Origin of the sequence: Megasphaera sp. NM10, assembly GCF_000417505.1 — a bacterium.
GTDB lineage: Bacteria > Bacillota > Negativicutes > Veillonellales > Megasphaeraceae > Megasphaera > Megasphaera intestinihominis.
On the sequence record NZ_APHY01000019.1, the window covers coordinates 1 to 26,640 of the forward strand.

Annotated in this window: 29 protein-coding genes and 3 pseudogenes; 27 read left to right on the plus strand and 5 right to left on the minus strand. The window is 53.3% G+C overall.

Features of this window, described 5'->3' with window-relative positions:
* Positions 1 to 82 precede the first annotated feature (82 nt).
* The 5 genes and pseudogenes from NM10_RS15250 to NM10_RS04060 form a co-directional block, all read left to right on the plus strand.
* Positions 83 to 226, plus strand: a pseudogene (locus NM10_RS15250) (integrase core domain-containing protein); the annotation flags it as partial.
* Between the two features lie 127 nt (positions 227 to 353).
* Positions 354 to 572, plus strand: a complete 219-nt coding sequence (locus NM10_RS04045) for an excisionase (RefSeq protein ID WP_020310332.1) — start codon at positions 354 to 356, stop codon at positions 570 to 572.
* A 77-nt stretch (positions 573 to 649) separates the two neighbouring features.
* A complete protein-coding gene (locus tag NM10_RS04050) occupies positions 650 to 1,942 on the plus strand; it encodes a site-specific integrase (protein ID WP_020310333.1) in 1,293 nt (430 codons plus the stop codon).
* A gap of 336 nt (positions 1,943 to 2,278) precedes the next feature.
* Complete coding sequence (locus tag NM10_RS04055) at positions 2,279 to 2,689, plus strand: low molecular weight protein-tyrosine-phosphatase (protein ID WP_051132232.1); 411 nt, start codon at positions 2,279 to 2,281, stop codon at positions 2,687 to 2,689.
* A 280-nt stretch (positions 2,690 to 2,969) separates the two neighbouring features.
* Positions 2,970 to 3,545 (plus strand): lecithin retinol acyltransferase family protein, encoded by a 576-nt coding sequence (locus NM10_RS04060; protein ID WP_020310335.1) that lies wholly within the window; start codon positions 2,970 to 2,972, stop codon positions 3,543 to 3,545.
* Here the strand turns inward: NM10_RS04060 and NM10_RS04065 are convergent.
* Entirely contained in the window at positions 3,539 to 4,396 is an 858-nt protein-coding gene (locus NM10_RS04065; RefSeq protein ID WP_020310336.1) for a LysR family transcriptional regulator, read from the minus strand. The two genes, NM10_RS04060 and NM10_RS04065, sit on opposite strands and share 7 nt — an antisense overlap.
* A gap of 219 nt (positions 4,397 to 4,615) precedes the next feature.
* Between NM10_RS04065 and NM10_RS15130 the strand changes: the two are divergent.
* A pseudogene (locus NM10_RS15130) lies at positions 4,616 to 5,430 on the plus strand (aldo/keto reductase).
* Positions 5,418 to 6,266 (plus strand): aldo/keto reductase, encoded by an 849-nt coding sequence (locus NM10_RS04075; protein ID WP_020310337.1) that lies wholly within the window; start codon positions 5,418 to 5,420, stop codon positions 6,264 to 6,266. The pseudogene NM10_RS15130 and the gene NM10_RS04075 overlap by 13 nt, the downstream one beginning before the upstream one ends.
* A 149-nt stretch (positions 6,267 to 6,415) precedes the next feature.
* Here the strand turns inward: NM10_RS04075 and NM10_RS04080 are convergent, their stop codons facing one another.
* Complete coding sequence (locus NM10_RS04080; RefSeq protein ID WP_020310338.1) at positions 6,416 to 7,597, minus strand: IS256 family transposase; 1,182 nt, start codon at positions 7,595 to 7,597, stop codon at positions 6,416 to 6,418.
* A 552-nt stretch (positions 7,598 to 8,149) separates the two neighbouring features.
* Between NM10_RS04080 and NM10_RS04085 the strand changes: the two genes are divergently transcribed.
* The 5 genes and pseudogenes from NM10_RS04085 (at position 8,150) to NM10_RS04105 (ending at position 12,566) form a co-directional block, all read left to right on the plus strand.
* A complete protein-coding gene (locus tag NM10_RS04085) occupies positions 8,150 to 8,389 on the plus strand; it encodes a hypothetical protein (protein WP_020310339.1) in 240 nt (79 codons plus the stop codon).
* A 323-nt stretch (positions 8,390 to 8,712) separates the two neighbouring features.
* A pseudogene (locus tag NM10_RS04090) lies at positions 8,713 to 9,305 on the plus strand (SAM-dependent methyltransferase).
* Positions 9,306 to 9,411: 106 nt separating this feature from the next.
* The gene (gene pepT, locus NM10_RS04095; protein WP_020310341.1) at positions 9,412 to 10,653 is read left to right on the plus strand and encodes a peptidase T; all 1,242 of its coding nucleotides are present in this window, start codon (positions 9,412 to 9,414) and stop codon (positions 10,651 to 10,653) included.
* 264 nt (positions 10,654 to 10,917) lie between these two features.
* On the plus strand, positions 10,918 to 12,228 hold the full coding sequence (locus tag NM10_RS04100; RefSeq protein WP_020310342.1) for an aminopeptidase C: 1,311 nt from the start codon (positions 10,918 to 10,920) through the stop codon (positions 12,226 to 12,228).
* A 14-nt stretch (positions 12,229 to 12,242) separates the two neighbouring features.
* Positions 12,243 to 12,566, plus strand: a complete 324-nt coding sequence (locus tag NM10_RS04105) for a winged helix-turn-helix transcriptional regulator (protein ID WP_020310343.1) — start codon at positions 12,243 to 12,245, stop codon at positions 12,564 to 12,566.
* A gap of 42 nt (positions 12,567 to 12,608) precedes the next feature.
* On the opposite strand, the gene NM10_RS04110 is transcribed toward NM10_RS04105, so the two are convergent.
* Positions 12,609 to 13,070, minus strand: a complete 462-nt coding sequence (locus tag NM10_RS04110) for a nuclear transport factor 2 family protein (RefSeq protein WP_020310344.1) — start codon at positions 13,068 to 13,070, stop codon at positions 12,609 to 12,611.
* A 127-nt stretch (positions 13,071 to 13,197) separates the two neighbouring features.
* Between NM10_RS04110 and NM10_RS04115 the strand changes: the two genes are divergently transcribed.
* From NM10_RS04115 to NM10_RS04140, 6 genes are all read left to right on the plus strand, one after another.
* On the plus strand, positions 13,198 to 13,665 hold the full coding sequence (locus tag NM10_RS04115; protein ID WP_020310345.1) for a macro domain-containing protein: 468 nt from the start codon (positions 13,198 to 13,200) through the stop codon (positions 13,663 to 13,665).
* Positions 13,666 to 13,679: 14 nt separating this feature from the next.
* On the plus strand, positions 13,680 to 14,090 hold the full coding sequence (locus NM10_RS04120) for a peptide deformylase (RefSeq protein WP_020310346.1): 411 nt from the start codon (positions 13,680 to 13,682) through the stop codon (positions 14,088 to 14,090).
* Between the two features lie 317 nt (positions 14,091 to 14,407).
* Positions 14,408 to 15,091, plus strand: a complete 684-nt coding sequence (locus NM10_RS04125) for a TVP38/TMEM64 family protein (RefSeq protein WP_239639603.1) — start codon at positions 14,408 to 14,410, stop codon at positions 15,089 to 15,091.
* 36 nt (positions 15,092 to 15,127) lie between these two features.
* Complete coding sequence (locus tag NM10_RS04130; protein WP_020310348.1) at positions 15,128 to 16,450, plus strand: SPFH domain-containing protein; 1,323 nt, start codon at positions 15,128 to 15,130, stop codon at positions 16,448 to 16,450.
* Between the two features lie 10 nt (positions 16,451 to 16,460).
* On the plus strand, positions 16,461 to 17,579 hold the full coding sequence (locus NM10_RS04135) for a hypothetical protein (RefSeq protein WP_020310349.1): 1,119 nt from the start codon (positions 16,461 to 16,463) through the stop codon (positions 17,577 to 17,579).
* A gap of 14 nt (positions 17,580 to 17,593) precedes the next feature.
* Positions 17,594 to 18,379, plus strand: a complete 786-nt coding sequence (locus NM10_RS04140) for a TPM domain-containing protein (protein WP_020310350.1) — start codon at positions 17,594 to 17,596, stop codon at positions 18,377 to 18,379.
* Between the two features lie 17 nt (positions 18,380 to 18,396).
* Here the strand turns inward: NM10_RS04140 and NM10_RS04145 are convergent, their stop codons facing one another.
* Together NM10_RS04145 and NM10_RS04150 are read right to left on the minus strand one after the other, a co-directional pair.
* Positions 18,397 to 19,170, minus strand: coding sequence for an alpha/beta hydrolase (locus tag NM10_RS04145; RefSeq protein ID WP_020310351.1), 774 nt, complete (start codon positions 19,168 to 19,170; stop codon positions 18,397 to 18,399).
* Between the two features lie 341 nt (positions 19,171 to 19,511).
* On the minus strand, positions 19,512 to 19,766 hold the full coding sequence (locus NM10_RS04150; RefSeq protein WP_020310352.1) for a twin-arginine translocase subunit TatC: 255 nt from the start codon (positions 19,764 to 19,766) through the stop codon (positions 19,512 to 19,514).
* Between the two features lie 72 nt (positions 19,767 to 19,838).
* Between NM10_RS04150 and NM10_RS12970 the strand changes: the two genes are divergently transcribed.
* From NM10_RS12970 to pyk, 9 genes are all read left to right on the plus strand, one after another.
* A complete protein-coding gene (locus NM10_RS12970) occupies positions 19,839 to 20,129 on the plus strand; it encodes a hypothetical protein (RefSeq protein ID WP_020310353.1) in 291 nt (96 codons plus the stop codon).
* Between the two features lie 105 nt (positions 20,130 to 20,234).
* Positions 20,235 to 20,387 (plus strand): hypothetical protein, encoded by a 153-nt coding sequence (locus NM10_RS14005; protein ID WP_192813544.1) that lies wholly within the window; start codon positions 20,235 to 20,237, stop codon positions 20,385 to 20,387.
* A gap of 114 nt (positions 20,388 to 20,501) precedes the next feature.
* Complete coding sequence (gene brnQ, locus NM10_RS04160; protein ID WP_020310354.1) at positions 20,502 to 21,833, plus strand: branched-chain amino acid transport system II carrier protein; 1,332 nt, start codon at positions 20,502 to 20,504, stop codon at positions 21,831 to 21,833.
* Between the two features lie 201 nt (positions 21,834 to 22,034).
* A complete protein-coding gene (locus tag NM10_RS04165) occupies positions 22,035 to 22,742 on the plus strand; it encodes a ZIP family metal transporter (RefSeq protein WP_081642500.1) in 708 nt (235 codons plus the stop codon).
* Positions 22,743 to 22,773: 31 nt separating this feature from the next.
* Entirely contained in the window at positions 22,774 to 23,121 is a 348-nt protein-coding gene (locus NM10_RS04170; RefSeq protein ID WP_036200702.1) for a sugar diacid recognition domain-containing protein, read from the plus strand.
* Positions 23,122 to 23,172: 51 nt separating this feature from the next.
* A complete protein-coding gene (locus NM10_RS04175) occupies positions 23,173 to 23,850 on the plus strand; it encodes a PucR family transcriptional regulator (protein ID WP_036200699.1) in 678 nt (225 codons plus the stop codon).
* Between the two features lie 113 nt (positions 23,851 to 23,963).
* Positions 23,964 to 24,518, plus strand: coding sequence for a glycerate kinase family protein (locus NM10_RS14950; protein WP_204365342.1), 555 nt, complete (start codon positions 23,964 to 23,966; stop codon positions 24,516 to 24,518).
* A gap of 41 nt (positions 24,519 to 24,559) precedes the next feature.
* Positions 24,560 to 25,108 (plus strand): glycerate kinase, encoded by a 549-nt coding sequence (locus NM10_RS14955; protein WP_256378955.1) that lies wholly within the window; start codon positions 24,560 to 24,562, stop codon positions 25,106 to 25,108.
* Positions 25,109 to 25,153: 45 nt separating this feature from the next.
* Positions 25,154 to 26,640, plus strand: a 1,487-nt coding sequence (pyk, locus tag NM10_RS04185) for a pyruvate kinase (RefSeq protein WP_020310356.1), incomplete at its 3' end; no start/stop codon positions are given.

Below are 26,640 nucleotides of genomic sequence, written 5' to 3' on the forward strand. Positions count from 1 at the left end.
GTCAAAGTATGGACGGCAGGAGCCGCTGGGCAGACAACATCATGATTGAACAGTTGGTTCCGTAGCCTCAAAACGGAAGCAGCTCTATCCGAACGAATATCGCACCCCAAGAGAGCTTCGACGTCTGATTAACCAATACGTAGATGATTACAACAACATACGGCCCCACGAGGCATTAGGCTACAAGGTTCCCAACGAGTTTTACTTTGCTTGCTTCGCTGCTTAGAATAATTCTGCTTACTGCCACTCTTAAAATTTTAGAACGTGGTCTTGACAAGGGGCCCATTATAAAAGATTAAAATGAAACGTCAGAAAACACCTTCTGCGGTGGCTACAAAGCAGGAGGTGTTTTTATGAACAATCAGAATGAATTTGAAAATGCAATTCCTCTATTTCAACGGTTTATGCTGACTCCTAAGGAAGCCAGCGTGTACTTTCATATTGGTGAAAAGAAAATCAAAGCCCTTGCTGCAGAACGCCCGGATGCTTCTTTTATAGTCTATAACGGAAGCCATTTGCTTATCATCCGGAAAGAATTTGAAAAGTTTCTTTGCCAGACTTCGAGTATTTAGTTGAAGGATATGAGTTGACTTATTTGCTGGCTAGAGTGATGTATAGACAAGGAAATAAGAGAAAGGAGACTGGAATTATGCCATGTACGCAGTCGAGTATCCGCAGGGATAAGAAAAAACGAAAATTACGGCCCGGCGAAACGGTTCGGGCAGATGGAAGATATCAGTTCAAATATCAGTTAAATGGAAAACCAAAGTTCTTTTACAGTTGGAAACTGGAACCCACAGATCCACTACCGGCAGGGAAGAAGCCTTGCAAATCACTGAGGGAATTAGAGAAGGATTTGGAAATCCGTTCTGCTATTTGTCCTAACCGCGATGATGATACCATGACCGTTATGGAATTGGTACAGCGTTATTTAGCTGTTAAGACAGGGGTCAAACCTAACACGAGAACAAATTATAATTTTGTTGTCAACTTACTGGCGAAAGACCCTTTTTCGCAAAAACCTATCGGTAAGGTCAAGATGTCTGATGCCAAGTTGTGGCTAGTCAAGATGCAATCAGAAGGGAAGGGATATAGCTCCATTCACAGCGTCCGGGGTGTTGTACGGCCCGCTTTCCAGATGGCAGTCGATGATGAAATTTTATGGAGGAACCCTTTTAATTTTGAAATGAAAGGAATTCTCATCAATGATAGCGTGAAACGAGAAGCGGTTTCCCGAAAGGATATGAGGCTCTTCTTGGAATTTTTAAAAAATGACCGACATTATAAAAAATACTATGAAGCGATATTTATACTTTTCCACACGGGAATGCGAATTTCAGAATTTTGCGGATTGACTGTTGGGGACGTCGATATGGAGAACCGTACTATTAATGTAGATAAACAGCTTCAGCGGGATACAACAGGGAGACGATATATTATCTCTACTAAAACAAAGGCTGGGGCTAGGATGCTGCCAATGACAGAAGAAGTATATCAGTGTTTTGCTGAAATCCTGCGGCGTCGAAAATCGCCTAGAGTTGAAACGATGATTGATGGTCATGGTAACTTCCTCTATTATGATAAAAACGGTAATCCCTTGGTAGCGATGCATTGGGAACATTATTTTGGCCGGGCTGTTAATAAATATAACCGGATTTATCGCTACCAACTGCCGACAATCACTCCTCATGTTTGTAGGCATACGTACTGTACCAACATGGCTCTTTCAGGGATAAGCGCCAAGACACTGCAATATTTGATGGGACACAGCGATATTTCCATCACACTCAATGTGTATACGCATATCAAATTCGATAATGCCCAGAAAGAAGTGGAACTTGTCCAGCAGCGGCAGCAGAAAGAAATGGAAAATGTACGCAAGGAATTAGAGCAGGTAGGCGCCATTCGGCCTAAAATTATACCTTTCAAGAATGAAGCGTAGGAAAAAGAATATGCGAAGAAGGACTTACGGTTTCAAGAGCTGTGGGTCCTTTTCTTTTAGATGAAAGTCGGTATATTTTCTGCTACAATGGAACCATGCTATTTTACGCAGAGAATTTTCACGGTAGTACGGTAGTCGCCTTTTACTACTGATTTTACTACGAATGGTGGCCGAGTTATGCCGGTTTATACTACTTTATGGAATATATGAGGTAAATTGCCTGGAGTGGGAAAACGCTATATAACGGCATTTAACGGCATATCTCGGCATAAGAAGGAGTGAAAATAAAGTGATCAGGATACTTTTCATCTGCCATGCAATATCTGCCGGTCGCCCATGGCGGAGTTTGTGTTCCGGCAGATGGCCGAGCAGGCCGGGCTGGCAGAACGGTTCGACGTGGCATCGGCGGCTACGACGGATGAGGAAATCTGGAACGGCTATGGCAATCCGGTCTATCCGCCAGTGGAACGGCTGCTCCGGGCACACGGTATGGACCCCAGTGATAAGCGGGCCGTGCTGCTGATGGCTGGCGATTATGCAGTTTACGATTATTTCATCGGCATGGATGACGAGAACCTGCGGGACATGAAGCGCATCTTCCATGGCGACCCGGACCAGAAGTGCCATCTTCTCATGGATTATACGGAAAATCCCCGTCCTGTAGCCGACCCGTGGTATACGCGGGATTTCCAGCGGACCTGGGACGATGTCCAGGAGGGCTGTCAGGGACTGCTGACCTTCCTGTAGGGGCTGCCGGTATAGAAAAAGCCCCGGAGCGGGAGGTCTCCGGGGTTTTTTCTGATTCTATGATACCAAGTTTAGCGGCACGCTGGCCGGTGGACAGTACGGCGAACCTCTCCGATTCTGGTCGGGAGGCCATCCTGGTCATCAAAGGGGACCGGTAACGGGCCGGTGGGTTGCCGCCGGGGATAGCTGACTTCGTTTACAGTTATTACTATAACGGCATTATGTAAAAGAATGGTGACAGCCTGGTAAGAGTTAGGCAATTTTGTAAGGAGTGACGACGATGGCCATTGATTTGAATTCGATTTTATCCTTATTGCAGGACGACGGGGCGTCGGAACATTGGGCCCGGCAGGCACCGATTATGGGCGACCATATCCGCGTGCGCCGGCTGGGAGGCTTGTATTACCATCACGGCATCTATGTCAGTGACGATGAAGTCATCGCCTTTGCCGGAGATGACGACTACAATCCCATCGACTGGTGGGATACGGAAATCCGGTCGACGTCGTTCGATGAGTTCCGCCAGGGCGGTGACGTAGAAGTGCGTCAGTATACGCCGGAAGAACAGGCACAGCTCTGTTCTGTACCCGAGACGATTGCCTTTGCCCGTGCCTGCCTGGGCAATAAAAAATACGACCTGCTCTTCCATAACTGTGAACACTTTGCCAATGCCTGTAAGCTCGGCGTCTACCGCAGCCGTCAGACGGAAGATATCCTCTTCGGCGAGGCCATCCCCAAGGCCCTGGAATGTATCGGCGACGAAGCGCAGCGGGACCAGTGGCTCCAGGATGCCTGGCACGATTTGACGGCCCAGGTCCTGGATAAACTGCGCCGGGACCTGGAATCCCATCAGTAGATAGTCCGGTCGTCGATTTGCTGGAAGAGTTTTTCATAACGTTTCTGTTCACTTTTCAGGCAGACTAGGTAATAGTCTGTCTGACATTCCGGGTCCGCCAGGGAGATGTTGATGCGGCCCGGGATTTTTTGTCCCTGTCCGAGGAAATAGCTGGACGAAAAGCAGGGGTAGTCCGAGTGCTCCGTCAGCTCATGGAATGCATCCCGCTGGACTTGCAGCAAATAGCGGGCGTGCGGTGTCTTTTCCCGGGTCATTTTCATCCAGAAGCCGATATGAGAAAAGAGCAGGATGGCCCGGCCATCCAGGTCCTGCAGGCGGACTTCCGGATAAAAGGCCAGGGGGTCCGATGCGCGGACCGAGAGATAAAGTTTTTCGCTGCCGCATTTCTTGACGAAGAACTCGTCGCCGTCTGGCCGGGCATGCATGACGGCCAGCTGATAGGTCTGGCGGCGCAGGCCTTCCGGGAAGGAGACATCGTCCTTCATGTCGGCCGATAAGGTCATGCCCTGGAAAATCCCGTTCAGCAAGGGCGTCAGCACCATTTGCGGGACCGGTGCACAGTAGCCGATGGAGAGGGTATGCAGGCTGCGGTCATAGCTGCGGATGCGGTCGCAGAAATCCTGGTTTTCCTGGAGGACGCGTTGGGCGTAATAGACAGCATAACGGCCGGTCTGTGTCAGTTCCAGGTGGTTTTTGTGGCGCACGAACAAGGGGACCTCCAGCTCTTCTTCCAGTTTTTTCATAGAGCGCGTCAGTGCCGGCTGAGACGTGTGCAGGTCCTGGGCTGCCCGGGTCAGGGTGCCGGCCTTGGCGAAGGCGACAAATTGTGCAAGCAGGTTCGTTTCTATCATAGTGGCTCCTTTCTCTGCTTCAGTATATAAAAAGTGGATAGTGAATTCCCCTGTTGGCATTGTACATCTTTTGAAAGCTGTTGTAAAATGCGAGATGTAGACAGGAAATACCTATTACATACTATATCATATAAACAGAGTCTGAAAGGAGATTATACCATGGAATATACGACATTGAGCAACGACGTGCAGGTCCCGTTGTTAGGCCTGGGGACCTTCATGATCGGCCCGGAAGATACGGAGAAATCCGTTTATGCTGCCTTGAAGATGGGTTACCGCCTCATCGACACGGCCAATGCCTACGTCAACGAAGAAGCTGTCGGCAGGGGATTGCGCCGGGCTTTGGAAGAAGGTCTGGTCAAACGGGAAGATATTTTCATTTCGACGAAGTTGTGGCCGACGCTGTATGAAAAGGCAGGAGCTGTCGATAAGACCCTGGAACGGCTGGGCGTCGACTATGTCGATCTGCTGTTCATCCATCAGCCGGCAGGCAATTATCTGGCCGGGTATGCGGCTATCGAACAGGCCTATCGCGACGGCAAGGCCCGTTCCCTGGGGATTTCCAATTTCCATGGCGACAAACTGGAAAACTCCTGGCCCATGCCGATGTCAAGCCCCATGTCATCCAGCTGGAAACGCACCCGTACCACGTCTACGATGATATCATGGCCCGCCTGGCTGAATACGGTACGAAGCTCATGGGCTGGTATCCATTGGGGCATGGCGACCCGGAACTGCTCCGCGACCCAATCTTTACGGCATTGGCCGACAAGTATCACAAGAGTACGGCACAGATTATCCTGCGCTGGGCTGTCCAGCGGCAGTTCATCACCATCCCCGGCACGAAGAATCCGGACCATCTGCGCAGCAATTTCGACATCTTCGATTTTGCCCTGACTGATGAAGAAATGGCCGTTGTCAACGGGCTGAACGGGACGCGCCAGTACTACACGGCAACACCGGATTTAGAAGAACGCTATGCCAATATGCATCTGCCTTTGAAGAGAAATGGGAGGAAATCATGGAATTTGTAACCTTGAATAATGGCGTCATCATGCCGAAATTAGGATTTGGTGTCTATCAGACGGCATCGGCCGAAACGGAAAAAGCCGTCAGTGAAGCCTTGGAAACGGGATACCGCCTCATCGATACGGCTGCGTCTTACAGAAATGAAGAAGGTGTCGGTGATGCCGTGCGTCAGAGCGGCATCCGCCGGGAAGAGTTATTCATCACGACGAAATTATGGGTCCAGGACCATGGCTATGATGCGACCCTGAAGGCCTTCGACGTGTCGATGAAAAAATTAGGCCTGGATTATTTGGATCTCTATTTGATCCACAAGCCCTATGGCGATTACTATGGGGCCTGGCGGGCCATGGAACGGCTCTATCAGGAAGGCCGTATCCGGGCCATCGGCGTTACCAGTTTCTGGAACGAACGGCTGGCAGACCTGGCCAACATGAATACCATCACGCCGGCTGTCAATCAGATTGAAACCAACGTATGGGACCAGAAATGGGCTGAAGAAGGCCTCATGAAAGAACTGGGCATCCAGCAGGAAGCATGGGCGCCCTTTGCTGAAGGGAACAACGATGTCTTCCATACGCAGCTTTTGAGGGACATCGCTGACAAACACGGCAAGACCGTCGGTCAGGTCATGCTGCGCTGGCTGCTCCAGCGGGATATCGTCGTCATCCCCAAGACGGTCCATAAAGCGCGGATGCAGGAAAACATCGATGTCTTCGACTTTACCCTCGATGAGGAAGACATGAAGGCCATCCGCATGCTGGATACGGGCAAGAGTACCATCTATGACGAAATGGACCCGCATATTGCCATGGCCATCGGTAAAATGACGATTCACGAGTAAGAAGAAGGGCTGGTGCACGAAGGCTTCTACCATCATGCGAGGTTCCTTTTACTTTATAGTTTGTAGAAGCTGATTTTAAATTTTTTACCATTTGCTGCAAAGGTAGTGTCAACTCTTATGTGTAAACTTTTATAGTGTAGACTGAAAGATCAATCCGTGAACATCTCCAACAACTCCGGATATGCTTCTTGAAATCCGCGATGCGCTTTCCCGGAAAAACGTCGGTTATAATCACAGTAGACCATGCAGGCGAATCGTTCCAGCGAATCCTCGTTGGGGAATTGCTCCTTGAGCTTCGCCTTGTGACGAAATCCTTTGTTGTTGTTCTCAATGAGGTTTGACGTGTAGATTGTCTGCTGGATACTCTTCGGAAACTCGTAAAACGAGAAGAGGCTGGACTCATTCTGAAAAAGCTTATGAAGTCGCTTGTACTTTGTTCCATACGAGTCGAGAAAGGCTGACAGTTCTTGTTTTGCGAGTGCGGCATTCTCCTGCCGGTACACACGCTTAAGCGCATCCAAGACGACCTTCCGGTCGGAAGGTCGCACCAGGCGGCTTACAGCACGCATGAGATGAACCCAGCAACTCTGGTACCTGGAACGCGGGAACTCGTTCTGTACTGCGTCTGGGAGACCAACAAGGCCGTCCGAGACGAAGAGCAGTACCTGTTCCAGGCCCCGAATTTTCAAGCTCTTTAGCATATCGGCATAGTTCAGCGCTGACTCTGAAGGCAGAATGGCATAGTCAAGAATTTCCTTGTGTCCTTCCGGCGTAATGCCGAGCAGGACATGGATAGACTCCTTAGCTACGCTGTCGCGACGGAGATGGACATACATTGCATCACAAAAGATAACGGCATATCGCTTGGCAACTGGTCGTTTATGAAACTGTTCAACCTGATCCGACACATTAGCTGCAATCTTGGATATGGTAGCTGGTGTATAGCAATGGCCATACATTTGCTCGATAAGTTCTGCGATTTGACGCGTCGTGACACCGCGTTGGTACAGTTGAATGATTGTAGTCTCCAACGAATCAACACGTTGTTTTCGCGGCGGCAATAATGGCGATTGAAACGCGCCGTTGCGGTCGCGCGGCACATCCACTGTGATTTTGCCATACGACGTCACGATGGTGCGCTGATATGAACCGTTGCGACTATTGCCTGTATGCCATCCGGCGGAACTGTGCTTCTCGTAGCCGAGAAATCCTGCCAGTTCAGCTTTGAGGACGGCATTGACACCTTCTTCGATTTTGCTGCGAAGAAATTCATTGGCGGCCGCACCGCCTTGGAGTAGAGATGTGAGAAGTTCTGTGGTAAGATAAGACATAAAGGAACCTTCTTTCTTTGTGTTTTGTTTGGTCACTTAACACTATAAAGAAAAGTGGTTCCTTTTTCTATACCCACTTCTGAGTTTACACAAATGATTTTACACTATCGCTGCAAACTAAAAACTACAAACTTAAAACTCAAAAAAGAGGCTGTCTTAATGCGACAGCCTCTTTTTACTAGTCACGAGTCACTAACCACGAGCTACGACTCCCTCATAAGTATAAGGAAGGTGCATAAATATTGTGTTAATTTTGCGTAAGTACTGCGTAAGAAGCTGTGTAAAAATTGTGTCTTCATTGTGAAAAACTCTTGTCTGATTTGTGTAAAATAGGACGATAGATGGCGCAGGTACGCCGTTTCTTCGCCTTTTGACAGGCTAAAGCCTTTTTCGTATACTGGCCATGCAGACAAACGTAGGCTGTGCAGGATGTTTGTCCCGGACTGGCGCTGAGAGAGGAAACTAGGACCACTCGCCTGCAGCGGCATTTTGGGAATCCTGCGGTTCACTATTGTGAAAATAAGGAGGAATTTCTCATGATGAAGACAAAACTTGCATAACATCAAATCGTGGGGCGTCGGCGGCAGCTACGTCTTTGCGAAGAACGCTCAGTTCAACGTCTACCAGAGCTTTGCTTCTAAGTGGAAAGACAATAAGAACAACGCTACGGATCCGGAAGAACAGACCAGAGCTGAATTCGTATTTGCCTTCTACTATGGTATAGTTTTAATGGGGCTGTCGCACGAAGGCTTCTGCCATCGTGTGCAGTCCCTTTCTCTTTATAGTTTGTAATACGGAGTTTGTAGTTTGCAGAACAAATCTTTAAAGCCATCTGCTAATCTTTAGCCACTAGTTGCTAGCCACTAACCACTTAAAAGGGCTTGTCGTTGTATGGCAGCCTTTTTTATGCGGGAAATGGTCTGGCAGCTTGTAGGGGCTCGCACGTGGCGAGCCCGTCAGGTATTGTGCGATACTTGTGAACCGGATTTGAGTGAGCGGGCGCCCCACGTGGGCGCCCCTACAGAAAAAAGGCGCTGTCTTCATGGGACAGCGCCTTTTTCTATCCCCTGGAAGCGAGTATAATAAGGTATCATATAATCATGGAGGGCATAACGATGGATGAACGGGAATGGGAACAGTTATTGCATATCAAAACGGCTGGCCGCGACGACAGCCATTCCGATGGGGAGCACCATCCTTATGAGCCGACGGATTACGGCGTCCTCGAACGATTGGCCAACAGCGGCTATATTGGCAAGAGGGATACGCTCATCGATTACGGCAGCGGCAAAGGACGGGTCAGCTTCTTCCTGGCTTATCAGACGCGCTGTCAGGCCATCGGTGTGGAATACGACCGGCGGCTGTGGGAAAAAGCCCTGGCCAATGGACAGACGGCGGCGTCCCGGCGGCGCGTGACTTTCGTCTTGGCCGATGCCGTGGAGTACGAGGTCCCGCCGCAGGGGAATCGTTTCTTTTTCTTCAACCCCTTTGCCCTGCACACGCTGAAGCGGGTCCTGGGGAAACTTTTCGACGCCCATTACCAGGCGCCGCGGCCGATGCGCCTGTTTTTCTATTATCCTTATGAAGAAACAGAAGCTTTCCTGACGCATCATCCAACCTCGTCGTTGAAGACGTCATCGACTGCCGGGACCTGTTCGATGAGGACGATGACCGGGAAAAAATCCTGGTCCTGCGGCTGCGTGACTGATTATCGGCAATTTATCTTATGAAAATATTCAAGTTAAACGATTGATAAATTGCCGATAACGGCATAAAATTGAATTAACGATTCTTAAAGAAGGAGAATGATTACTATGATAGACACGGAACACGTTGTACAGCGTTTTTTGAAGTATGTTTCTTTTGATACCCAGTCCGATGAAGACAATGATGCCGTCTGCCCGAGTACACCGGGACAGCTGGTCTTTGCCAAGGCCTTGGCAGAGGAACTGAAGGCAATCGGCTTGTCTGATGTCACCTTGGATGAACACGGATATATCATGGCCACGCTGCCGGCCAACGGGGCAGAAGGCCCGGTCGTCGGCTTCATTTCTCATGTCGATACCAGTCCCGATGCATCGGGGAAGGACATCAAGCCCGTCCGGGTCACTGATTATGACGGCAAGGATGTCGTCCTCAACGAAGCAAGGGGCATCGTCTTTTCGACGAAGGCTTTTCCGGAAGTCCTGAAATACAAAGGCCAGGACATCCTTTTTACGGATGGGACGACCCTCCTCGGGGCCGACGATAAAGCGGGCATCACGGCTATCGTCAGCGCTATGGAATACCTCATCCAGCACCCGGACATCGCTCACGGGATGATACGCATCGGCTTCACGCCTGATGAAGAAACGGGGCGCAGTGCGGCTTTGTTCGATGTGAAGCAGTTTGCTGCCGACTTTGCCTATACTGTCGACGGCGGCGAACTGGGCGGTCTGGAATATGAAAACTTCAATGCTGCCAACCCGGTCATCACCTTCCATGGCCGCAGCGTCCATACAGGCGACGCCAAAGGAAAGATGGTCAACGCATTGTCGATTGCCGCAGAATGGCAGCAGCTCCTGCCGGCCGGGGAAAAACCGGAATACACCGAAGGCCATGAAGGCTTCTTCCACGTCTATAAACTGAATGGCGACGTCGAAACGTGCACGATGCACATGCTCGTCCGCGACCACGACCGCCAGCGTTTTGAACGGCGCAAGGCCCTGCTGCAGCAGATGGCCGATTTCTTCAATGAAAAATACGGCGATGGGACCGTTGTCGTCACGCCGTATGATGTCTATTATAATATGCTGGAAAAAATCGAAGACGGCCATATGGATGTCGTCGACTTGGCCAAAGAAGCCATGGAAGCAGTCGGCGTCACGCCGCAGGTCGCTCCTATCCGCGGCGGTACGGACGGGGCCCAGCTCTCTTTCCGCGGCCTGCCGTGCCCGAACCTGTTCACTGGCGGCGCCAACTTCCACGGCCGCTATGAATACCTGCCCATTCCGTCGCTGGTCAAGGCCTGCGAAACGGTCATCGAAATCGCCAAGCGGGCAGCTAAACGTCCGTAGGCGCCGGATGGTCCTGCAACGATGAACAACCTGTGAGAAGACAAGACCTTCGTAGGGGCCGTCCCAAAGGGCGGCCCGCCTGATATGATGGTGTATACGTAATGCATAACGGGTGATGTGTGAAAACATTCCTCATATACCTGAATAGTTATATCCAAGATTCACAGCGGGACGCCTTAGCAGGACGTCCCCTACGGAGCGGTTCAGGCGATGTGGCGATTCTCGTCATTCTCAGGATGGGGAATGATAAAAGGGGGAATTTTGATGAAAGAGATTACTCATGATATGTTAGCCCAGTTCCGCACGGCTTATGAAGCCGACGGGCAGGCCCAGGTCCTTCATTCGGCCCTGGCCAAGACGGACATGGCTGACCTGGCTTATGTCCCCGTGGCCGGTGCCCGCCTTAAAGGCGCTTTTTCGGTCGAAGTGAAGACGCGGGGCATTACGGCCCAGCAGAAATCAGGCCGTTGCTGGCTCTTTGCGGCTTTGAATATCCTGCGGGAAAAGGTGGCCGAAACGTGCCACCTCGACCAGTTCGAGCTGTCCCAGAATTACTTGTCTTTTTACGATAAATTGGAAAAAGCCAACAATTTCCTGGAAATGGTCATCGACAACGCCCAGGAACCCATAAAAGGCCAGCTCATGCAGTACGTCCTGCGGGGCATGACTGACGGCGGCTATTGGAGCGAAGCCGTGGACCTCATCGAAAAATACGGCGTCGTGCCCAAACAGGTCCAGCCGGAAACGTATCAGTCCAACCACATAGACCGCTTTGTAGCGACATTGAACCGCCTCCTGCGCAAAGATGCCATGGAGTTGCGGGAACTCGTCCAGGACGGTGCGGACCCGTATCCGCGCAAGGCGGCCATGATGGCCGAAGTCTACAAGGCTGCCTGCATCGCCTTTGGCCAGCCTGTCCAGACCTTTGACTTCGCCTACCGCGATAAAGACGGCAACTACCATGAAGAGCGGGACCTGACGCCGCAGGCTTTCTATCAGAAATACGTCGGCCTGTCCCTGCGCGATTATGTCGCCGTCATCAATGAACTGACGGCAGATAAGCCGCTGGATACGCCCATCCAGTTCCATGCCGTCGAAAATATGGCCGGCTGCGACATGAAGGCCCTGAACCTGTCGCAGGAAGCCCTGGAAGAACTCTGCGTCAAACAGTTGAAAAACGGTCAGGCCATCTGGTTCGCCTGCGATGCCGGGGCCTTCGGCGCCCGCAAGGAAGGTATCTGGGACCCGGCCAGCGTCCAGTACGAAGCCCTTTTGGGCGGCTTTTCGACGGCCATGCCCAAGGGCAAACGGCTGGAGTATAACAGTAGTTCGGCGACTCACGCCATGTTGCTCACAGGCGTCCATTTCGACAAGGAAGGCAAGCCGGACCGTTGGAAAATCGAAAATTCCTGGGGCAAGGATGTCGGCGACAAAGGCTATTTCGTCTGCTCTGAAGCTTATTTCCAGGAATTCGTCTACGAAGCCGTCATCGACCGCCGTCATTTCAGCCCGGCCCAATTAGCCATGCTGGAAAAAGACCCTGTCGTCATCAACGCCTGGGACGAAGATTATTAGAAGGGAAGGCTTTTATGTATACGTTTGATGGCAAGGCCTATGACTGCCCCTTCGATTGTTTCATCGACATCATCAAGGGCAAATGGCGGACGTCTATCTTACTGGCCCTGGCAGATGGGCCGGTGTTCTTCGCCAAGCTGCAGCGGTGCCTGCCGGGCATCAGTGCCAAAGTGCTGACGGAGAACCTCCACGTCTTCGATCGCAACGGCCTGGTCCGGCGGAACGTCCATGCCACGGTACCGCCGACTGTCGAATACAGCCTGACCGACAGAGGGGAAAAGCTGATCCATGTCATGCAGGGCATCAACGGCTGGGTCGATGGCTTTTTTGGAAAATAAAAAGAGACTGTCTTCGTGCGACAGCCTCTCTTTGGGGAAGCGTTAGAACATCGTATTGTCGTTGGCTGCTTTTTCCGGGATATCCTGGATGACATCCCAGTGTTCTACGATTTTGCCGTCTTTGATGCGGAAAATGTCGACAGCAGCCTGACCACGGTCTGCTTTATTGAGTTTGATGTGATTGTGGATGAAGACCAGGTCGCCATCGGCGCCGATGTGCTTGATGACGGCCGAGCTGTCCGGATAGGCTTTCAGGAAGCCCGTGACGCCATCTTTAAAGGCCTGTTTGCCATCGGCGAATTCCGGGCTGTGCTGTTTGTATTTGGGACCGACCATCGTGTCGATGACGGCTGTGTCGTGTTTGTTAAATACTTCATTCCAGAAATATTCAGCTGCGGCTTTGTTGCTTTTGAAATGGGGCGTATCGGCTGCCAGCGATGTCCCCATGGGCAGGCAGCCGACAAGGGCCAGGGTCAGGCCTAAAAGGATTGATTTTTTGTTCATGTAAAAGGACCTCCTTGATTGATGACCTTATTATAAATAATCTTTCTCAGTTATGGAAGAAGGCACTTTCGGGTCAGGTCCTTACGTAGAGGTAAGTATTGGCCTTTTCACTCAGGGAGGGATTTTCATGGCATTTTCTATCGTTCACGGCGATATTGTCCAAATGGGAACGGATGCTATCGTCAATGCAGCCAATTCTGGCCTTCTCGCCGGCAGCGGTGTCTGCGGGGCCATTTTCCACGCTGTCGGGCCGCGGGCCCGGGAACTCCAGGAAGCCTGCCTGGCCCAGGCGCCCTGCCCGACGGGGCAGTCGGTATTGACGGACAGTTACGGATTGAAGGCGAAATACATCATCCACACCGTCGGTCCCATCTGGCAGGGCGGCCAAAGGGGAGAACGGAACCTGCTGGCCAGCTGTTATGCCACGGCCCTGGAACTGGCAGCGTCGCACGGCTGCCGGTCCAGCGCCTTTCCCCTCATTTCGGCAGGCATCTTTGGCTACCCGAAAGCAGAAGCCTTGGATGTCGCCCGGGAAGCGGCAGCGGCTTTCTTGAAAAATCATGACATGGATATTTACTTGGTCTTATATCCCTAGGAAAGGAAAACATTGTGATTCGCAATATTGTACATGACGTCATCTTCTTGGGCCGTAAGTCCGAAGCGGCGACGAAAGATGATTTGCCCGTCGTCCAGGACCTGCTCGACACGCTGAAGGCCAACCGCATGACCTGTGTCGGCATGGCGGCCAATATGATTGGTTCTTTGAAGCGCATCATCGTCGTCCATACGGATAGGGGCGACGAAATTTTCATCAACCCGGTCATCGAAAAGAAGGCCGATCCTTTTGAGGCCGAAGAAGGCTGTCTGTCCCTGGTCGGCACGCGGAAGACAACGCGCTACCGGAAGATACAGGTGTTCTACCAGGACCGCCGCTTCCGCAAACACCGCCAGACCTTTACCGGCTGGACGGCCCAGATCATCCAGCACGAATGTGACCACCTGGACGGCATCATCATATAGAAAGGACGCCTGCAGGACATCCGCAGGCCGCAGGGTATCGCACGAAGGTTTCTGCCATCGGGCTCGGTCCCTTTTGTTTTTTAATTTAAAATCCTTCGCTAACCACTAACAACTAGCTACTAACAACTTAAAAGGGGTTGTCGTCATGCGGCAAGCCCTTTTTGCGCGCAATATGGTATAATAGGCTAGTGACTAGTGACTAGTGACTAGTGACTAGTGACTAGTGGCTAGTGGCTAGTGGGCCGTAGGGGCCGTCCTGAAAGGCGGCCCGTTGGGGTCACCTTGGATTTATGAGTACTTTTCAAGAAAGTGAGACAATGATGAATCGATCGATGATTGCGAATTTGATGAAGCCTTTGACGCTGGGGCTGATCGTGGCCTTGTTTTTGGCGATCCACTGGGCCATTCCTTCGTTTTACAGCACGTTATGGCAGCTGACGGTGAGTCATGATATTCCGGGGCTGACGTCGTATATTTCTTCTTTTGGCAGTATTGCCGTGGTCCTCATGATCCTGCTCATCGTCCTGACCAACATGACCGGCCTGCCGTCGGTCCAGTTCGTCACGGTCAATGGCATCTTGTTCGGCCTCCTGCCGGGCATCCTCATTTCCTGGGCTGGTCAGGTCATCGGCAATATCCTGGCCTTTGTCATCATGCGCTATGTCTTCCGGCGCAAGGCACAGGTCCTGGTCGATAAGAGCCGCTGGCTGTCCAAGCTGAACCGCGGTATCGATTTCCGGCTTATCTTTTTCTTCCGGGCCATTCCCTATTCTCCGAATTTCGTCGTCACCGCCCTTTGTGCCCTGAGCCGTGTCCGCTTCGGCGAACATGCGGCGGCGACGATGACCGGCAAGTTCCTGGCCGTCTGTATGGAAGTCTGGCTGGGTTACGACCTCATCCACTTCAATCCGCACGGCCTCATCGTAGCCGGTATCATGGTCTGTCTGCTGGCAGCGGGTCTCTTTGGCAGCCGCCTCTGGCAGAAGAAAGACGAAAAATAGACATCTTATCATATTATATAATGGGAGGGATTCTTCATGGGTTTGATCAAAGCAGCTATCGGTTCTGTCGGCGGCGTCCTGGCCGACCAGTGGAAAGAGTTTTTTTACTGTGACAGCCTGAATGAAAATATCTTGATGGCCAAAGGTCAGAAACGGACCAGCCGTCATGGCCGCAGCGGCAATACGGACGGCGAAGACAATATCATTTCCAACGGCTCGCGCATTGCCGTCAACAACGGCCAGTGCATGCTCATCGTCGAATCGGGAAAAATCGTCGAAGTCTGCGCTGAACCGGGCGAATATACATACGATGCGTCGACGGAAGCGTCTATCTTCGACGGCGACTATGCCGGTGACCTGGGCGAATCGTTCCGCCTGCTCGTCCGCCAGATGAAGGAACGCTTTGCCTTTGGCGGCGATACGGGCAAGGACCAGCGCGTCTACTATGTCAACCTTAAGGAAATCATCGGCAATAAATACGGTACGCCCAGTGAAGTGCCCTTCAAGTCTTATGACGATACGACGGGACTGGCCCTGCTCATGCGCCTGCGCTGCTTCGGTGAATACAGCTACCGCATCGTCAATCCCATCCTGTTCTATACGAACGTGGCCGGCAATGACGTCGACGTCTACGAACGGAGCCGCCTGGACAGTCAGCTCAAATCGGAACTCTTGACGGCCCTGCAGCCGGCCTTTGCCAGGATTTCAGCCTTGCACATCGACTATTCCCAGCTGCCCGGCCATACGCCGGAACTGGCTCAGGCCCTGAATGAAGTCCTGTCGCCGAAATGGCGCGACCTGCGGGGCATCGAAATCGTATCTATCGGCATCAACAGTGTCAAAGCCAATGAAGAAGACGAAGAAAAGATTCAGAAAGCTCAGATGGGCTTGACCATGTCTCGGCCCGATATCGGCCTGGGGACCCTCGTCGATGCGACGGCCGATTCCATGCGCACGGCTGCAGCCAATGAAGGCGGCATGGGTGCTGCCATGGGCTATATGGGCATGAATATGGCCAATCAGGCCGGCGCCGGCCTGGCCCAGGAACTGGCAGCCCGCCAGGCGGCCCAGGCGCCTTCGCCGATGCCGCAGGCTGCGCCGGCCGGCAGCTGGACTTGTGCCTGCGGTCAGGCCGGCAACACGGGGAACTTCTGCACGGCCTGCGGCCGTCCCAAACCGCAGGCCGCCGCTGCCTGGACCTGCCCGAAATGCGGCCAGGCCGGGAATACGGGCAACTTCTGCAGCAATTGCGGCGCGCCGCGGCCCCAGGTTCCGGCCAACTGGACCTGCCCGTCCTGCAGGACTGTCAATACGGGGAATTTCTGTATGAACTGCGGTGCAAAGAAGCCGGAAAGGTAAGGTGAGGGTCATGGCGGATACATCGGTCAGCTATCAATGCCCGAACTGTGGCGCACCGCTGCAATTCAAGCCGAAAGACAAGACCGTCACTTGTGACTATTGCGATACGAAGTTCGACGTCCAGACCCTGGAAGCCATCTATGCCCAGAAAGAAGCGCGGGCTGCCGAAGCTGATGCGGCCCGCAAGGTCCGTTGGAAGACGGAAGCGGCAGGCCAGGATTGGAGCGACGACGAAGCGGCTCATTTACAGACCTACACGTGTTCGTCGTGTGGCGCCGAAATCGTCTGCGATGAGAATACCATGGCCACAGAGTGCTGTTACTGCGGCAATCCGACTCTCATTCCCAGCCGCTTTTCAGGGATGCTCAAGCCCGATTACGTCATTCCTTTCAAAAAGACGAAAGACGAAGCCGTAGCGGCGCTGAAGAAGTTCTATCAAGGGCGCTGGCTCCTGCCTAAGGCCTTTACGGCTGACAACCGCGTCGAAGCCATCCAGCCCATGTACGTTCCGTTCTGGCTCTTCCATGCCCAGGTCACGGCGTCGGCAGCTTTCCGGGCCGAAGACGATGCCGTCTTTGAGACGCCGGACGAAACGATTATCGAAACCAGCATCTACCACTGTGACCGGACGGGCTCTCTGGCCTTCCATCGCATCCCTGTCGACGGCAGCCAGAAGATGGACGATACATATATGGAAAGCATCGAGCCCTTTGACTACGGCGAAATGGTCCCGTTCAGTCCGGCCTATTTCGCCGGTTACTTGGCCGATAAATACGACGTCGACGCCGACGCTGCCGTCCCCAGGGCCGATGAACGGCTGTCGCAGAGTGCCTTCGCCATGTTGGAAGAGACAGTCGACAATCATCAGCGCCGGACATTTGAAGACGGCGTCGTCCATAAAGACGAAGGGACCGTGGAATACGCCATGGCGCCGGTCTGGATCTTGACGACGCGCTATGACGGCAAAGCCTACACCTTCATGATGAATGGCCAGACTGGCAGGATGGTCGGTTCCCTGCGGTATGACAAGGCCAAGTCCTATGAATACGGCGCGGCCCTGGCCGCCGTCCTGGTACCAATCCTGTATTTCCTGGTGAAATTCGTCATGGTCTGGTCGGGCCTGTTATGAAGGGAGTGAGTACGATGTGGAAATGGTTGAAAGAAACAATCCTTGCCATAGTTGTCGTGGTCCTGACGGCGGCTGGTGCCGCAGCGGCAGCGCCGAGCCTGTCCGACGGCGCCCATCTACTCACGCCGGCAGAACAGGCTGAAGTGACGGCCGTCTTGCAGGATACAGAAGCAAGATATGGTGTACGCGTCGCTGTAGTCACCGTCGCCTCGACGAAGGGCGTCAAGGCCGGAACCTATGCCAATCAGCTCCTGGACCGGGACTATAAGGACGGCCAGAACGGCAATATGGTCCTGCTCCTGGCCATGGACCGCCATGACTGGTATGTTGCGACAGACAAGGCCATGAAGGAGAAAATCAGCAATAAAAAAGGCATCCCTTATCTCAAGGATGCCTTCCTGCCGGCCTTGAAGGACGGTCATTATGCGAAAGCCTTCGAGGCCTATGGCCAGTCGTCGGCAAAACTATTGGCTTATTACCAGGAAAAGGGCAAGGCCTATGACCCGGCCGATGCCTTCAGCCCCCTGGCCCTGGTCGTGGCCCTCGTCCTGGCTGTGGGTGGCGGCGTGGCTTTCCGGGCCTATCTCATCAGCCGGATGAGCAATGTCCGCCAAGCCGCGGCGGCTGATGCCTATGTCGACGCCGGCAGTTTCCATCTGACCGACAGCAGCGATACGTTCGTCTTCATGACCGTCCAGCACATTGCCAAGGCCCGTCCGGCCGATGATGACCTGCCTGATTTCGACAGTGACGCTGACTGCAGCGACGACGACCACGGCGGCGGTGGCGGCTCGTTCTAGGAACGGCGGTGGCACCATCAGGCCTTGTCGTCATGGAAGAATTCGATGATCTTGTGGATGGCCAGGGCCATGTGGTTCGGGTTCTGGAAGGGGTGGTTGGCCCCTTCGACGGGAACGAATTCGATGACGTTGTTTTCAGCGAATTCCCGGACGAGGTCGATGGGAATCATTTCATCCTTCGTGCCGTGGAGGATGAGGATATCTTCGGCAAAATCGAAGTATTCGTGGTCACGGACATCGAAGCTCTTCAAATCATCCATAAATGCCTGGTCGATTTTCATCTTGCGTTCGAAACCGACCTGGATTTCCTTGCCCTTCTTCAGCTTGGCAAAGCCTTCGTCGGAGACATGGTTGCTCATGCTTTCATACATGTTGACGCCTGGGCTGCGCAGGGCGATTTTCTGGAAGGGATTGCCCTTTTCGATGAGGTAGCGCAGGGTGATGTAAGCGCCGAAACTCGTCGAATAGTTGTAGATGTGTTTGGCCTGGAGCTCGGTCTTGGCGTAGTCGACGACCCAGGTCAGATAGTTCATGCATTCCGGGAGGGATAACTTCTTGCGGGCGTCGGCGCCGTGGCAGGGCCAGTCGAAGGCGATGACGGCGTAGTTCTTGTATTTGCTCGTCAAGTGTTCAGCGAAATGGACCGTCCCGGCCGTGTCCTTGTGGCTGCCGAAGCCGTGCGTGATGATGACGACATTGTCGAAAGTGCGCGTCTGTTTATCATTATCATTGATGAGCAGCTTGCAGCGGATGCTGTAGCCCTGCTGATTGATGTCAAAATTCTTTTCCATGCTGTCATTCCTCTTTACCCTAAATTCGTCAAAATGACGTACGTCGTTAGTATAGCACAAAAAAGGCGCTGTCGCACGACGACAAGCCCTTTTTCTTGTAGGGGCTCCCACGTGGGGCGCCCGCTCTGGGATATGTACGATTTCCCGACCCGTTTGCTAGAAGAATTATCCCAATTCCTAACAGGTCGCCCACGTGGCGACCCCTACAAGCTCCGTACTGCAAACTATAAAGACAACCTCCTACGGACCACGAGCCACGAACCACGAGCCACTAGCCACGAGCCACTAGCCACGAGCCACTAGCCACGAGCCACTAGCCACGAACCACTAGCCACGAACCCTTACCGATGCAGGCCATAGCGGATGATGAGGCGGCTGATTTCCAGGAGGGCGATCATGGGCAGGGCCAGGAGGCACTGGGACAGGATGTCTGTCGTCGGCGTGATGACGGCCAGGAGGATGATGTATTTCCGTTTCTTGGCCAGCATGGCAGACGTGATGAAATCCAGCTTGGCCAGGACGATGAGGACCAGTGGCAGGTTGAAGAGGACGCCGAAGGGCAGGACCAGCATGAAGACGAAATTCAAGTCATCCATACGTATGAAGACGTCTTCTGTTATGACGTCCACACGGACACGGCCTTAGCCGGCCAGCTGCTTCACGATATCATGAAACCCTTCGTCTTCCAGTGGCAGCCCGACGGTTCATCCCTGAAGGAATATACGATTGCCGGCCAGGGGGCACATCATGTCATTTCCATCGCTGAATCGATGTACCGCAGCCTGCTGCCGGATGTCGTCGTCGCTCAGGCCTGTGCCCATGGGGCCCCGAATGATGCTAAAGGGGAAGCAGACGTCGTAGCTTGGCTGAAAGCCGCGTCTCTCATGGCTCAGAAAGCCCCCGTCGCTTATGGCGTCCTCAACAAGATGGGCAATGGCCTGCCATCGCCGCACAGTTAGGAAGGCTATATCGTTCATCTCGGTGACCATGACTGGGTACTCAGCTCACCAGCCGGCCAGAAGACGTCGGCCCTGCTCAAGAAAATAGCTGTCCAGCAGTACGGCATGAGCGATGGCGACAGCCAGGGTGCGAAGTTCAATTACTTCAAGAATTATGTTGAATCCCAGTTGTCCTGCATGTATCTCAACATGCTCCAGGCCGAACCGGACGGGGAACGCCTGGTCGCTCAGGCTGTAGCCAAGGTCATCGTAAAATAAATCGTTTAACTTTTTATAATAGCAGATATTGACAGAAACCACTTAAAAATTTACAATGTAACAATAAAGATTTACAGGAATAAATTAAAATTGTAAAGGAAGTGTTATCTGCTCATGTTAAAAAATGGTGCACAAGTCGGATTGCTGTTGTTCGGCATGTTTTTCGGGGCGGGGAACCTTATTTTCCCGCCTTCTTTAGGTTTTCAGGCAGGTTCGTCGTTCATGCCGGCCGTCCTGGGATTTCTCCTGTCCGGCATCGGTATGCCCGTCATTGCCGTCATCATGGGGACCTTCAACCCCGGCGGTTTCCGGGCGGAAATGAACCATAAGATTTCGCCGCTCTTTTCGCTGGTCATCCTGACGCTCATGTATCTGGCCATCGGGCCCCTCATGGCCATCCCGCGGACAGCGGCGACGTCCTTTTCTATTGGTATCCTGCCCATCACGGGCGATGGCATGCTGCCGCTGGCCATCTTCACGACGCTCTATTTCATCTGCGCCTGGTGGCTGTCGATTACGCCGTCGAAACTCCTGGACCGCGTCGGCAAGGTATTGACGCCTATCTTTGCTATCATGATCGTCCTGCTCATCATCGTCGGCATGGTCGCCTATACGACGCCGTCTACAGCAGCTCCTATGGGGAAATACGCCGCTTCGGCTTTCGGCAACGGCTTCGTCGAAGGCTATAACACCGTCGACACCCTGGCCTCCTTTGCCTTTTGCATCATCGCCCTGGGTGCCATGAAGCGGATCCACTTCGCGTCGGAAAAGGAACACGTTGCCAGCGTCTGGATGGCCGGTGCTGCCGTCGCCGTCCTCATGGGCGGGCTCTATCTGGGACTGGCCCTCTTGGGCAATCATTTTCCTATTCCCCAGTCGGTCTATGAAGACGCCAGTGTCAATCTCGGCGCCTATGTGTTATCCCAGACATCATTCCAGATTTTCGGGACTGTCGGCATGGCCTTTTTGGCTGTCATGGTCACGCTGACCTGCTTCACGACGACCGTCGGCCTCATCGCCGCCGTTTCGACCTTCTTTGCCGAAGAGTTCCCAGTCCTGTCGTATAAGAAATACGTCACTCTCATCTGCCTGGTCAGCCTGGTCCTGGCCAATCTCGGCCTGAACCAGATCATCCAGGTCACGCTGCCCCTCTTGTTGTTCGTCTATCCCATTGCCATTTCCGTCGTCATGCTGACTATCATCAATAAATTCGTCGGCTTGTCGAAACTGGGCATGCGCTGTACTGTCACCGCTGCCGGCCTGGTATCGGCCATCGACATTGCGGCTCAGTTCTTCCATCTCGACGGGGCGGCTGCCCTCATCCAGGGCCTGCCCTTAGGCGACAGCGGCCTGGGCTGGCTCGTACCGGTCCTGATCTGCCTGGTCCTGTCCCTGGTCCTGCCCGGGAAAATCAGCGGCGAAAGTGCGTTAGATGAAAGTTTGTAATATAAGCGTTCATAGTTTGCAGAAAAAAAGAGGCTGCCTTTGTACGACGGCCTCTTTTCGTGTATAATGAAATTATAACGATATTAAGTATCAAATATAGCTAAATGAGATACAGGGAGGGAAAGTTATTATGGAAAATGCTGTCATAGGGATCCTTATCCCTTTGCCGGGACGTCTTTGGGAGCGGCCTGCGTCTATGCCATGAAACAGGAATTGGATCGTCAGGTCCAACGAGGGCTGACCGGTTTTGCGTCGGGCGTCATGATTGCTGCCTCTATTTGGAGCCTCTTGATACCGGCTATGGAAGAAGCGGCGCCGTTAGGGAAGTTCGCCTTTGTGCCGGCTGTGGCCGGATTCTGGCTGGGCATCTTCCTGCTCCTGGCCCTGGACCGGCTGGTGCCGCATCTGCACATGTACAGTGAAAAAGCTGAAGGACCGCACAGCCACTTGCAGCGGACGACGATGCTCGTCCTGGCCGTGACGCTGCACAACATCCCCGAAGGCATGGCCGTCGGCGTCGTCTATGCCGGGCTTTTAGCCGGGCAGACGGGCATCAGCGCCGCCGGGGCCCTGGCCTTGTCTCTGGGCATCGCCTTGCAGAATCTGCCCGAAGGGGCCATCATCTCCATGCCCCTCAAGGCAGCCGGCGTCGGAAAGCACAAAGCCTTTCTCGGCGGCGTCCTGTCGGGCATCGTCGAACCCATCGGTGCGGCCCTGACCATTGCCATGACGGCCTTCATCGTACCGGTCCTGCCCTATCTCCTCAGCCTGGCTGCCGGTGCCATGTGCTATGTCGTCGTCGAAGAACTCATCCCGGAAATGTCGGCCGGCGAACACTCTGACATCGGCGTCCTGTCTTTTGCCTTGGGATTTACCCTGATGATGGCTTTGGACGTGGTTTTGTCGTGAGATTTTTTCAGGAGGAAAGGGAGGTATTCAGGTGAAAGTACGCATTACGGATGAACTGGCCCAGCAAATCGTCGATTCGGCCAGGGCTGTTGTCGGCTGGAATATCAACTTCATCGACCGTCATGGGCGTATCATGGCTAGTACGGATAGCGGACGTATCGGAACGTACCATAAAGCCGGTCACGTTGCGGCCCGGACCGGGCAGGTCCAGACTGTTCAGGAAGACCGGCTTGAGGACGGCGTCAGCCGAGGGGTCAATTATCCTATCATCATGGATCATCAGGTCCTGGGCGTCATCGGGATTACCGGGAATCCGGCTGTCGTCGGTCAGTACGGTTTCTTGCTGACGAAAATTTGTGAAGTCTTCCTCAAGGAATAACGCCTGAGTCAGGAGGCCTTCAGCGAAGAAGCGCATCGCAGCCGCCAGGTCATGGCCTTGATTTATCGCGATGAAGATACGGTGCAGCAGCTGGCTGAAGATCAGCCTGAATTGGCGGGAAGCTGCTATACGGCCGTCGTCTTCCGTTGGCATGATGGTTTCCGGCAGGCTGGAGCGTTTCGCCAGAAAATGGCCGGCTTCTGTCAGAAGTTGGGGGTTTCCTTATATACTTATGTTTATCCGAATACTTTCGTTGTCCTCGTTCCCAGCAGGGGCTATGCAGAATGGGACAGAAAACTGCCTCAGTGGAAAGAATGGTTCTATCCGGAAATCCTGGCCGGTATCGGGATGGAAGAAGCTTTCCACCGTATCTACGAATCGTACCGTTTTGCCAAAATGGCTTTGCAGGCAGCCGGGGACCGGCAGGTCTTTTGCGTCCACGCCGATGATATGAAATTGGCCTTTTTGCTGCAAAGTCTGGATGGTGCCGTGCGTCGCCGCTACTGTCAGGATATTTGTCACCTTTTGACGGACAGCGATATCCATTTACTCCAGGCCTATTATCAGCAGGATTTGTCCATCCAGGAGACGGCACGGATTCTCTGCATCCACAAGAATACCATGCAATACCGGCTGAAGCGGATTGCTGGGAAGACCGGCCTCGACCCACGGGTATTCTGTGATGCCGTGCCCCTTTACATTGCCACTCTTCCTTGGTTTAGAAAATAAAAATAATGACAATATATTGTGTCTCATAACATGGAAAGGGATGACCTCTTTTGCTACACTATAGGCATAGAGAAACACAGTCTTACGAATTTGCAGATAGAGGAGAGATCATCATGAAAGTCGTTGTAGCCATTGATTCCTTGAAAAATAGCCTGACTTCCGTCGAAGCCGGCCGGGCCATTGAGGCCGGCGTCCGTAAAGCCTATGGCGGCCATCCTGTCCAGGCCATCGTCAAACCCTTGGCCGATGGTGGCGAAGGAACCGTCGAAGCCCTCGTCGACGGATTGAACGGCCAGCTCCGCTATGTCGGCGTCCAGGGGCCTTTAGGTGAAGCTGTTTCCTGTCCTTACGGCTATCTGCCGGGGATGGAAACGGCTGTCATTGAAATGGCTGGTGCAGCCGGGCTGGGATTGGTGCCGGAAGAACAGCGTAATCCCCTGCACACGACGACATATGGCGTCGGTCAGGTCATGGCGCAGGCTATAGAAGCGGGTATCCGCCATTTCATCATCGGCCTGGGCGGCAGCTCGACCAGTGACTGCGGCGTCGGTATGCTCCAGGCTCTGGGTTATATTTTCCGAGATGCCCAGAGCCAGCCTGTCGGTTTAGGCGGACAGGAAGTGGGGCACATTGTTTCTGTCGATGATTCCCAGGTCTGCCGGCTCTGAAAGACTGTACCTTCGATGTCGCCTGTGATGTGACCAATCCGTTGTACGGAAATTGGGGCGCCGCCTATATCTTCGGGCCCCAGAAAGGTGCATCGCCGCAGGATGTCAAAGTCCTGGACGATGCCAGCCGGTCTTTTGCCACCGTCACCCAGACTTATACCGGTCATGACTATAGCCAGACAGCCGGTGCCGGTGCAGCCGGCGGTATGGGATTCGCCTTCCTGGCTTATCTGAACGGCCGCCTGCGTTCAGGTATCCAGATTGTCCTCGATTCCATCCGATTGGCCGATGCCGTCAAGGATGCCGATTACGTCATTACCGGCGAAGGCCGCCTCGACGCCCAGACGGCTATGGGCAAGGCACCGATTGGTGTAGCGAAACTGGCTAAACAATACGGTGCCAAAGTCATCGCCCTGGCAGGCTGCACGACCGCCGACGCTGCTGAATGCAACCGGCAGGGCATTGATGCTTTCTTTTCTATCGTCGATAAGGCCATGCCGCTGGAAGAAGCCATGAATAAAGAAACGGCCCTGCGCAATATGACTAATACGGCCCAGCAGGTCTTCAACCTCATCCGCGCCGTCAGCTGAACGAGAATCATCCGATTACATTAAATAGAAGCAAGGAGAATAGATATGCTGAAAAAAACAAAGATCGTCTGCACTTTAGGCCCCAGTTCCAATACCCCGGAAATTATCGAAAAGATGATTAAAGCCGGCATGAACGTTGCCCGCTTTAATTTCTCCCATGGTTCTCATGAAGAACATAAACAGCGCATCGACATGGTCCGCGCTGCCTCTCAGAAACTGGGTATCCCTGTTGCACTGCTCCTCGACACGAAAGGCCCGGAAATCCGTTTGGGCAAATTTAAGAATGGTTCGATCATGATGGAAGCCGGCAAAGATTTCACCTTGACGGCCCGTGACGTAGAAGGCGATGAAACTATTGCCTCCATGAACTATAAAGAATTACCGCAGGACGTCAAAGCCGGCGACCACATCCTCTTGTCGGACGGCCTGGTCAACTTGGAAGTTGTCAGCGTCGAAGGCCAAGACATCCATACGAAAATCCTCAACAGCGGCAAGATGAGCGACCGCAAACGCGTTGCCGTACCGGGCATTGCCATCAACCTGCCGGCTGTTTCCGATACAGACGCCGACGATATCGAATTCGGCTGCCGCATGAACATGGACTGGATCGCCGCTTCCTTCATCCAGCGCGGCAAAGACGTCCTGACGATCCGCAAGATTTTGGAAAAACACGACAGCCATATGAAGATCATCTCCAAAATCGAATGTCAGGCTGCGGTCAACAATATCGACGACATCATCAAGATGAGCGACGGCATCATGGTCGCCCGCGGTGACCTCGGCGTCGAAGTCCCGGCAGAAGAAGTGCCGATGCTCCAGAAAGTCCTCATCCATAAATGCCAGGCCGCAGGCAAACCGGTCATTACGGCTACGCAGATGCTGGAATCTATGTGCAACAACCCGCGTCCGACCCGTGCCGAAACGAGCGACGTCGCCAATGCCATCCTCGACGGTACCGATGCCATCATGCTCAGCGGCGAAACGGCTGGCGGCCTCTATCCGGTAGAAGCGGTAGAAACCATGGCCCGCGTCGCAACCTTTACGGAAAGCAACTTCACGCCGAAGTCCTATGAAGACGTCGACGCTGAATCGGCCACGACGACAGAATCCATCGGCAAAGCCGTCGTCAAGATTGCCCAAGACCTCCACGCTGCAGCCATCATCGCTTCGACTGAACGCGGCGGCACAGCCCAGATGATTTCTAAATTCCGCCCGGCCTGCCCGATTGTGGCCGTATCGCCGCACGAAGCCATCGTCCGCCGCTTGCAGCTCAACTGGGGCGTCCAGGCCGTCACCGGCAAAGAAGCCAGCGACACCGATGCCGTCGTCGACAATGCCATCTTTGCAGCCCTCGACAACGACCTCATCAAAGCCGGCGACCTCGTCGTCCTCACGGCAGGTGTCCCCGTTGCCAAAGCCGGTTCGACCAATATGATCCGCGTCCAGGTTGTCGGTGACGTCCTCCTCCGCGGTACCGGTATCGGCCGTAACTCGGCTATCGGCAAAGTCTGCATCGCCGAATCGAAAGAAGA

What these genes read in the sequence shown, in the direction of transcription:
- NM10_RS04175 (WP_036200699.1), top strand. Translation starts at nt 23,173, where the DNA reads ATGGCCTTGATTTATCGCGATGAAGATACGGTGCAGCAGCTGGCTGAA.
- NM10_RS04130 (WP_020310348.1), top strand. Translation starts at nt 15,128, where the DNA reads ATGGGTTTGATCAAAGCAGCTATCGGTTCTGTCGGCGGCGTCCTGGCC.
- NM10_RS04050 (WP_020310333.1), top strand. Translation starts at nt 650, where the DNA reads ATGCCATGTACGCAGTCGAGTATCCGCAGGGATAAGAAAAAACGAAAA.
- NM10_RS04135 (WP_020310349.1), top strand. Translation starts at nt 16,461, where the DNA reads ATGGCGGATACATCGGTCAGCTATCAATGCCCGAACTGTGGCGCACCG.
- NM10_RS04140 (WP_020310350.1), top strand. Translation starts at nt 17,594, where the DNA reads ATGTGGAAATGGTTGAAAGAAACAATCCTTGCCATAGTTGTCGTGGTC.
- NM10_RS04150 (WP_020310352.1), bottom strand. Translation starts at nt 19,766, where the DNA reads ATGGATGACTTGAATTTCGTCTTCATGCTGGTCCTGCCCTTCGGCGTC.
- NM10_RS04165 (WP_081642500.1), top strand. Translation starts at nt 22,035, where the DNA reads ATGAAACAGGAATTGGATCGTCAGGTCCAACGAGGGCTGACCGGTTTT.
- NM10_RS14005 (WP_192813544.1), top strand. Translation starts at nt 20,235, where the DNA reads ATGAGCGATGGCGACAGCCAGGGTGCGAAGTTCAATTACTTCAAGAAT.
- NM10_RS04100 (WP_020310342.1), top strand. Translation starts at nt 10,918, where the DNA reads ATGAAAGAGATTACTCATGATATGTTAGCCCAGTTCCGCACGGCTTAT.
- NM10_RS04125 (WP_239639603.1), top strand. Translation starts at nt 14,408, where the DNA reads ATGATGAATCGATCGATGATTGCGAATTTGATGAAGCCTTTGACGCTG.
- NM10_RS04060 (WP_020310335.1), top strand. Translation starts at nt 2,970, where the DNA reads ATGGCCATTGATTTGAATTCGATTTTATCCTTATTGCAGGACGACGGG.
- brnQ (WP_020310354.1), top strand. Translation starts at nt 20,502, where the DNA reads ATGTTAAAAAATGGTGCACAAGTCGGATTGCTGTTGTTCGGCATGTTT.
- NM10_RS04105 (WP_020310343.1), top strand. Translation starts at nt 12,243, where the DNA reads ATGTATACGTTTGATGGCAAGGCCTATGACTGCCCCTTCGATTGTTTC.
- NM10_RS04055 (WP_051132232.1), top strand. Translation starts at nt 2,279, where the DNA reads ATGGCGGAGTTTGTGTTCCGGCAGATGGCCGAGCAGGCCGGGCTGGCA.
- pepT (WP_020310341.1), top strand. Translation starts at nt 9,412, where the DNA reads ATGATAGACACGGAACACGTTGTACAGCGTTTTTTGAAGTATGTTTCT.
- NM10_RS04110 (WP_020310344.1), bottom strand. Translation starts at nt 13,070, where the DNA reads ATGAACAAAAAATCAATCCTTTTAGGCCTGACCCTGGCCCTTGTCGGC.
- NM10_RS04065 (WP_020310336.1), bottom strand. Translation starts at nt 4,396, where the DNA reads ATGATAGAAACGAACCTGCTTGCACAATTTGTCGCCTTCGCCAAGGCC.
- NM10_RS12970 (WP_020310353.1), top strand. Translation starts at nt 19,839, where the DNA reads ATGAAACCCTTCGTCTTCCAGTGGCAGCCCGACGGTTCATCCCTGAAG.
- NM10_RS14950 (WP_204365342.1), top strand. Translation starts at nt 23,964, where the DNA reads ATGAAAGTCGTTGTAGCCATTGATTCCTTGAAAAATAGCCTGACTTCC.
- NM10_RS04115 (WP_020310345.1), top strand. Translation starts at nt 13,198, where the DNA reads ATGGCATTTTCTATCGTTCACGGCGATATTGTCCAAATGGGAACGGAT.
- NM10_RS04075 (WP_020310337.1), top strand. Translation starts at nt 5,418, where the DNA reads ATGGAATTTGTAACCTTGAATAATGGCGTCATCATGCCGAAATTAGGA.
- NM10_RS04045 (WP_020310332.1), top strand. Translation starts at nt 354, where the DNA reads ATGAACAATCAGAATGAATTTGAAAATGCAATTCCTCTATTTCAACGG.
- NM10_RS04080 (WP_020310338.1), bottom strand. Translation starts at nt 7,597, where the DNA reads ATGTCTTATCTTACCACAGAACTTCTCACATCTCTACTCCAAGGCGGT.
- NM10_RS04145 (WP_020310351.1), bottom strand. Translation starts at nt 19,170, where the DNA reads ATGGAAAAGAATTTTGACATCAATCAGCAGGGCTACAGCATCCGCTGC.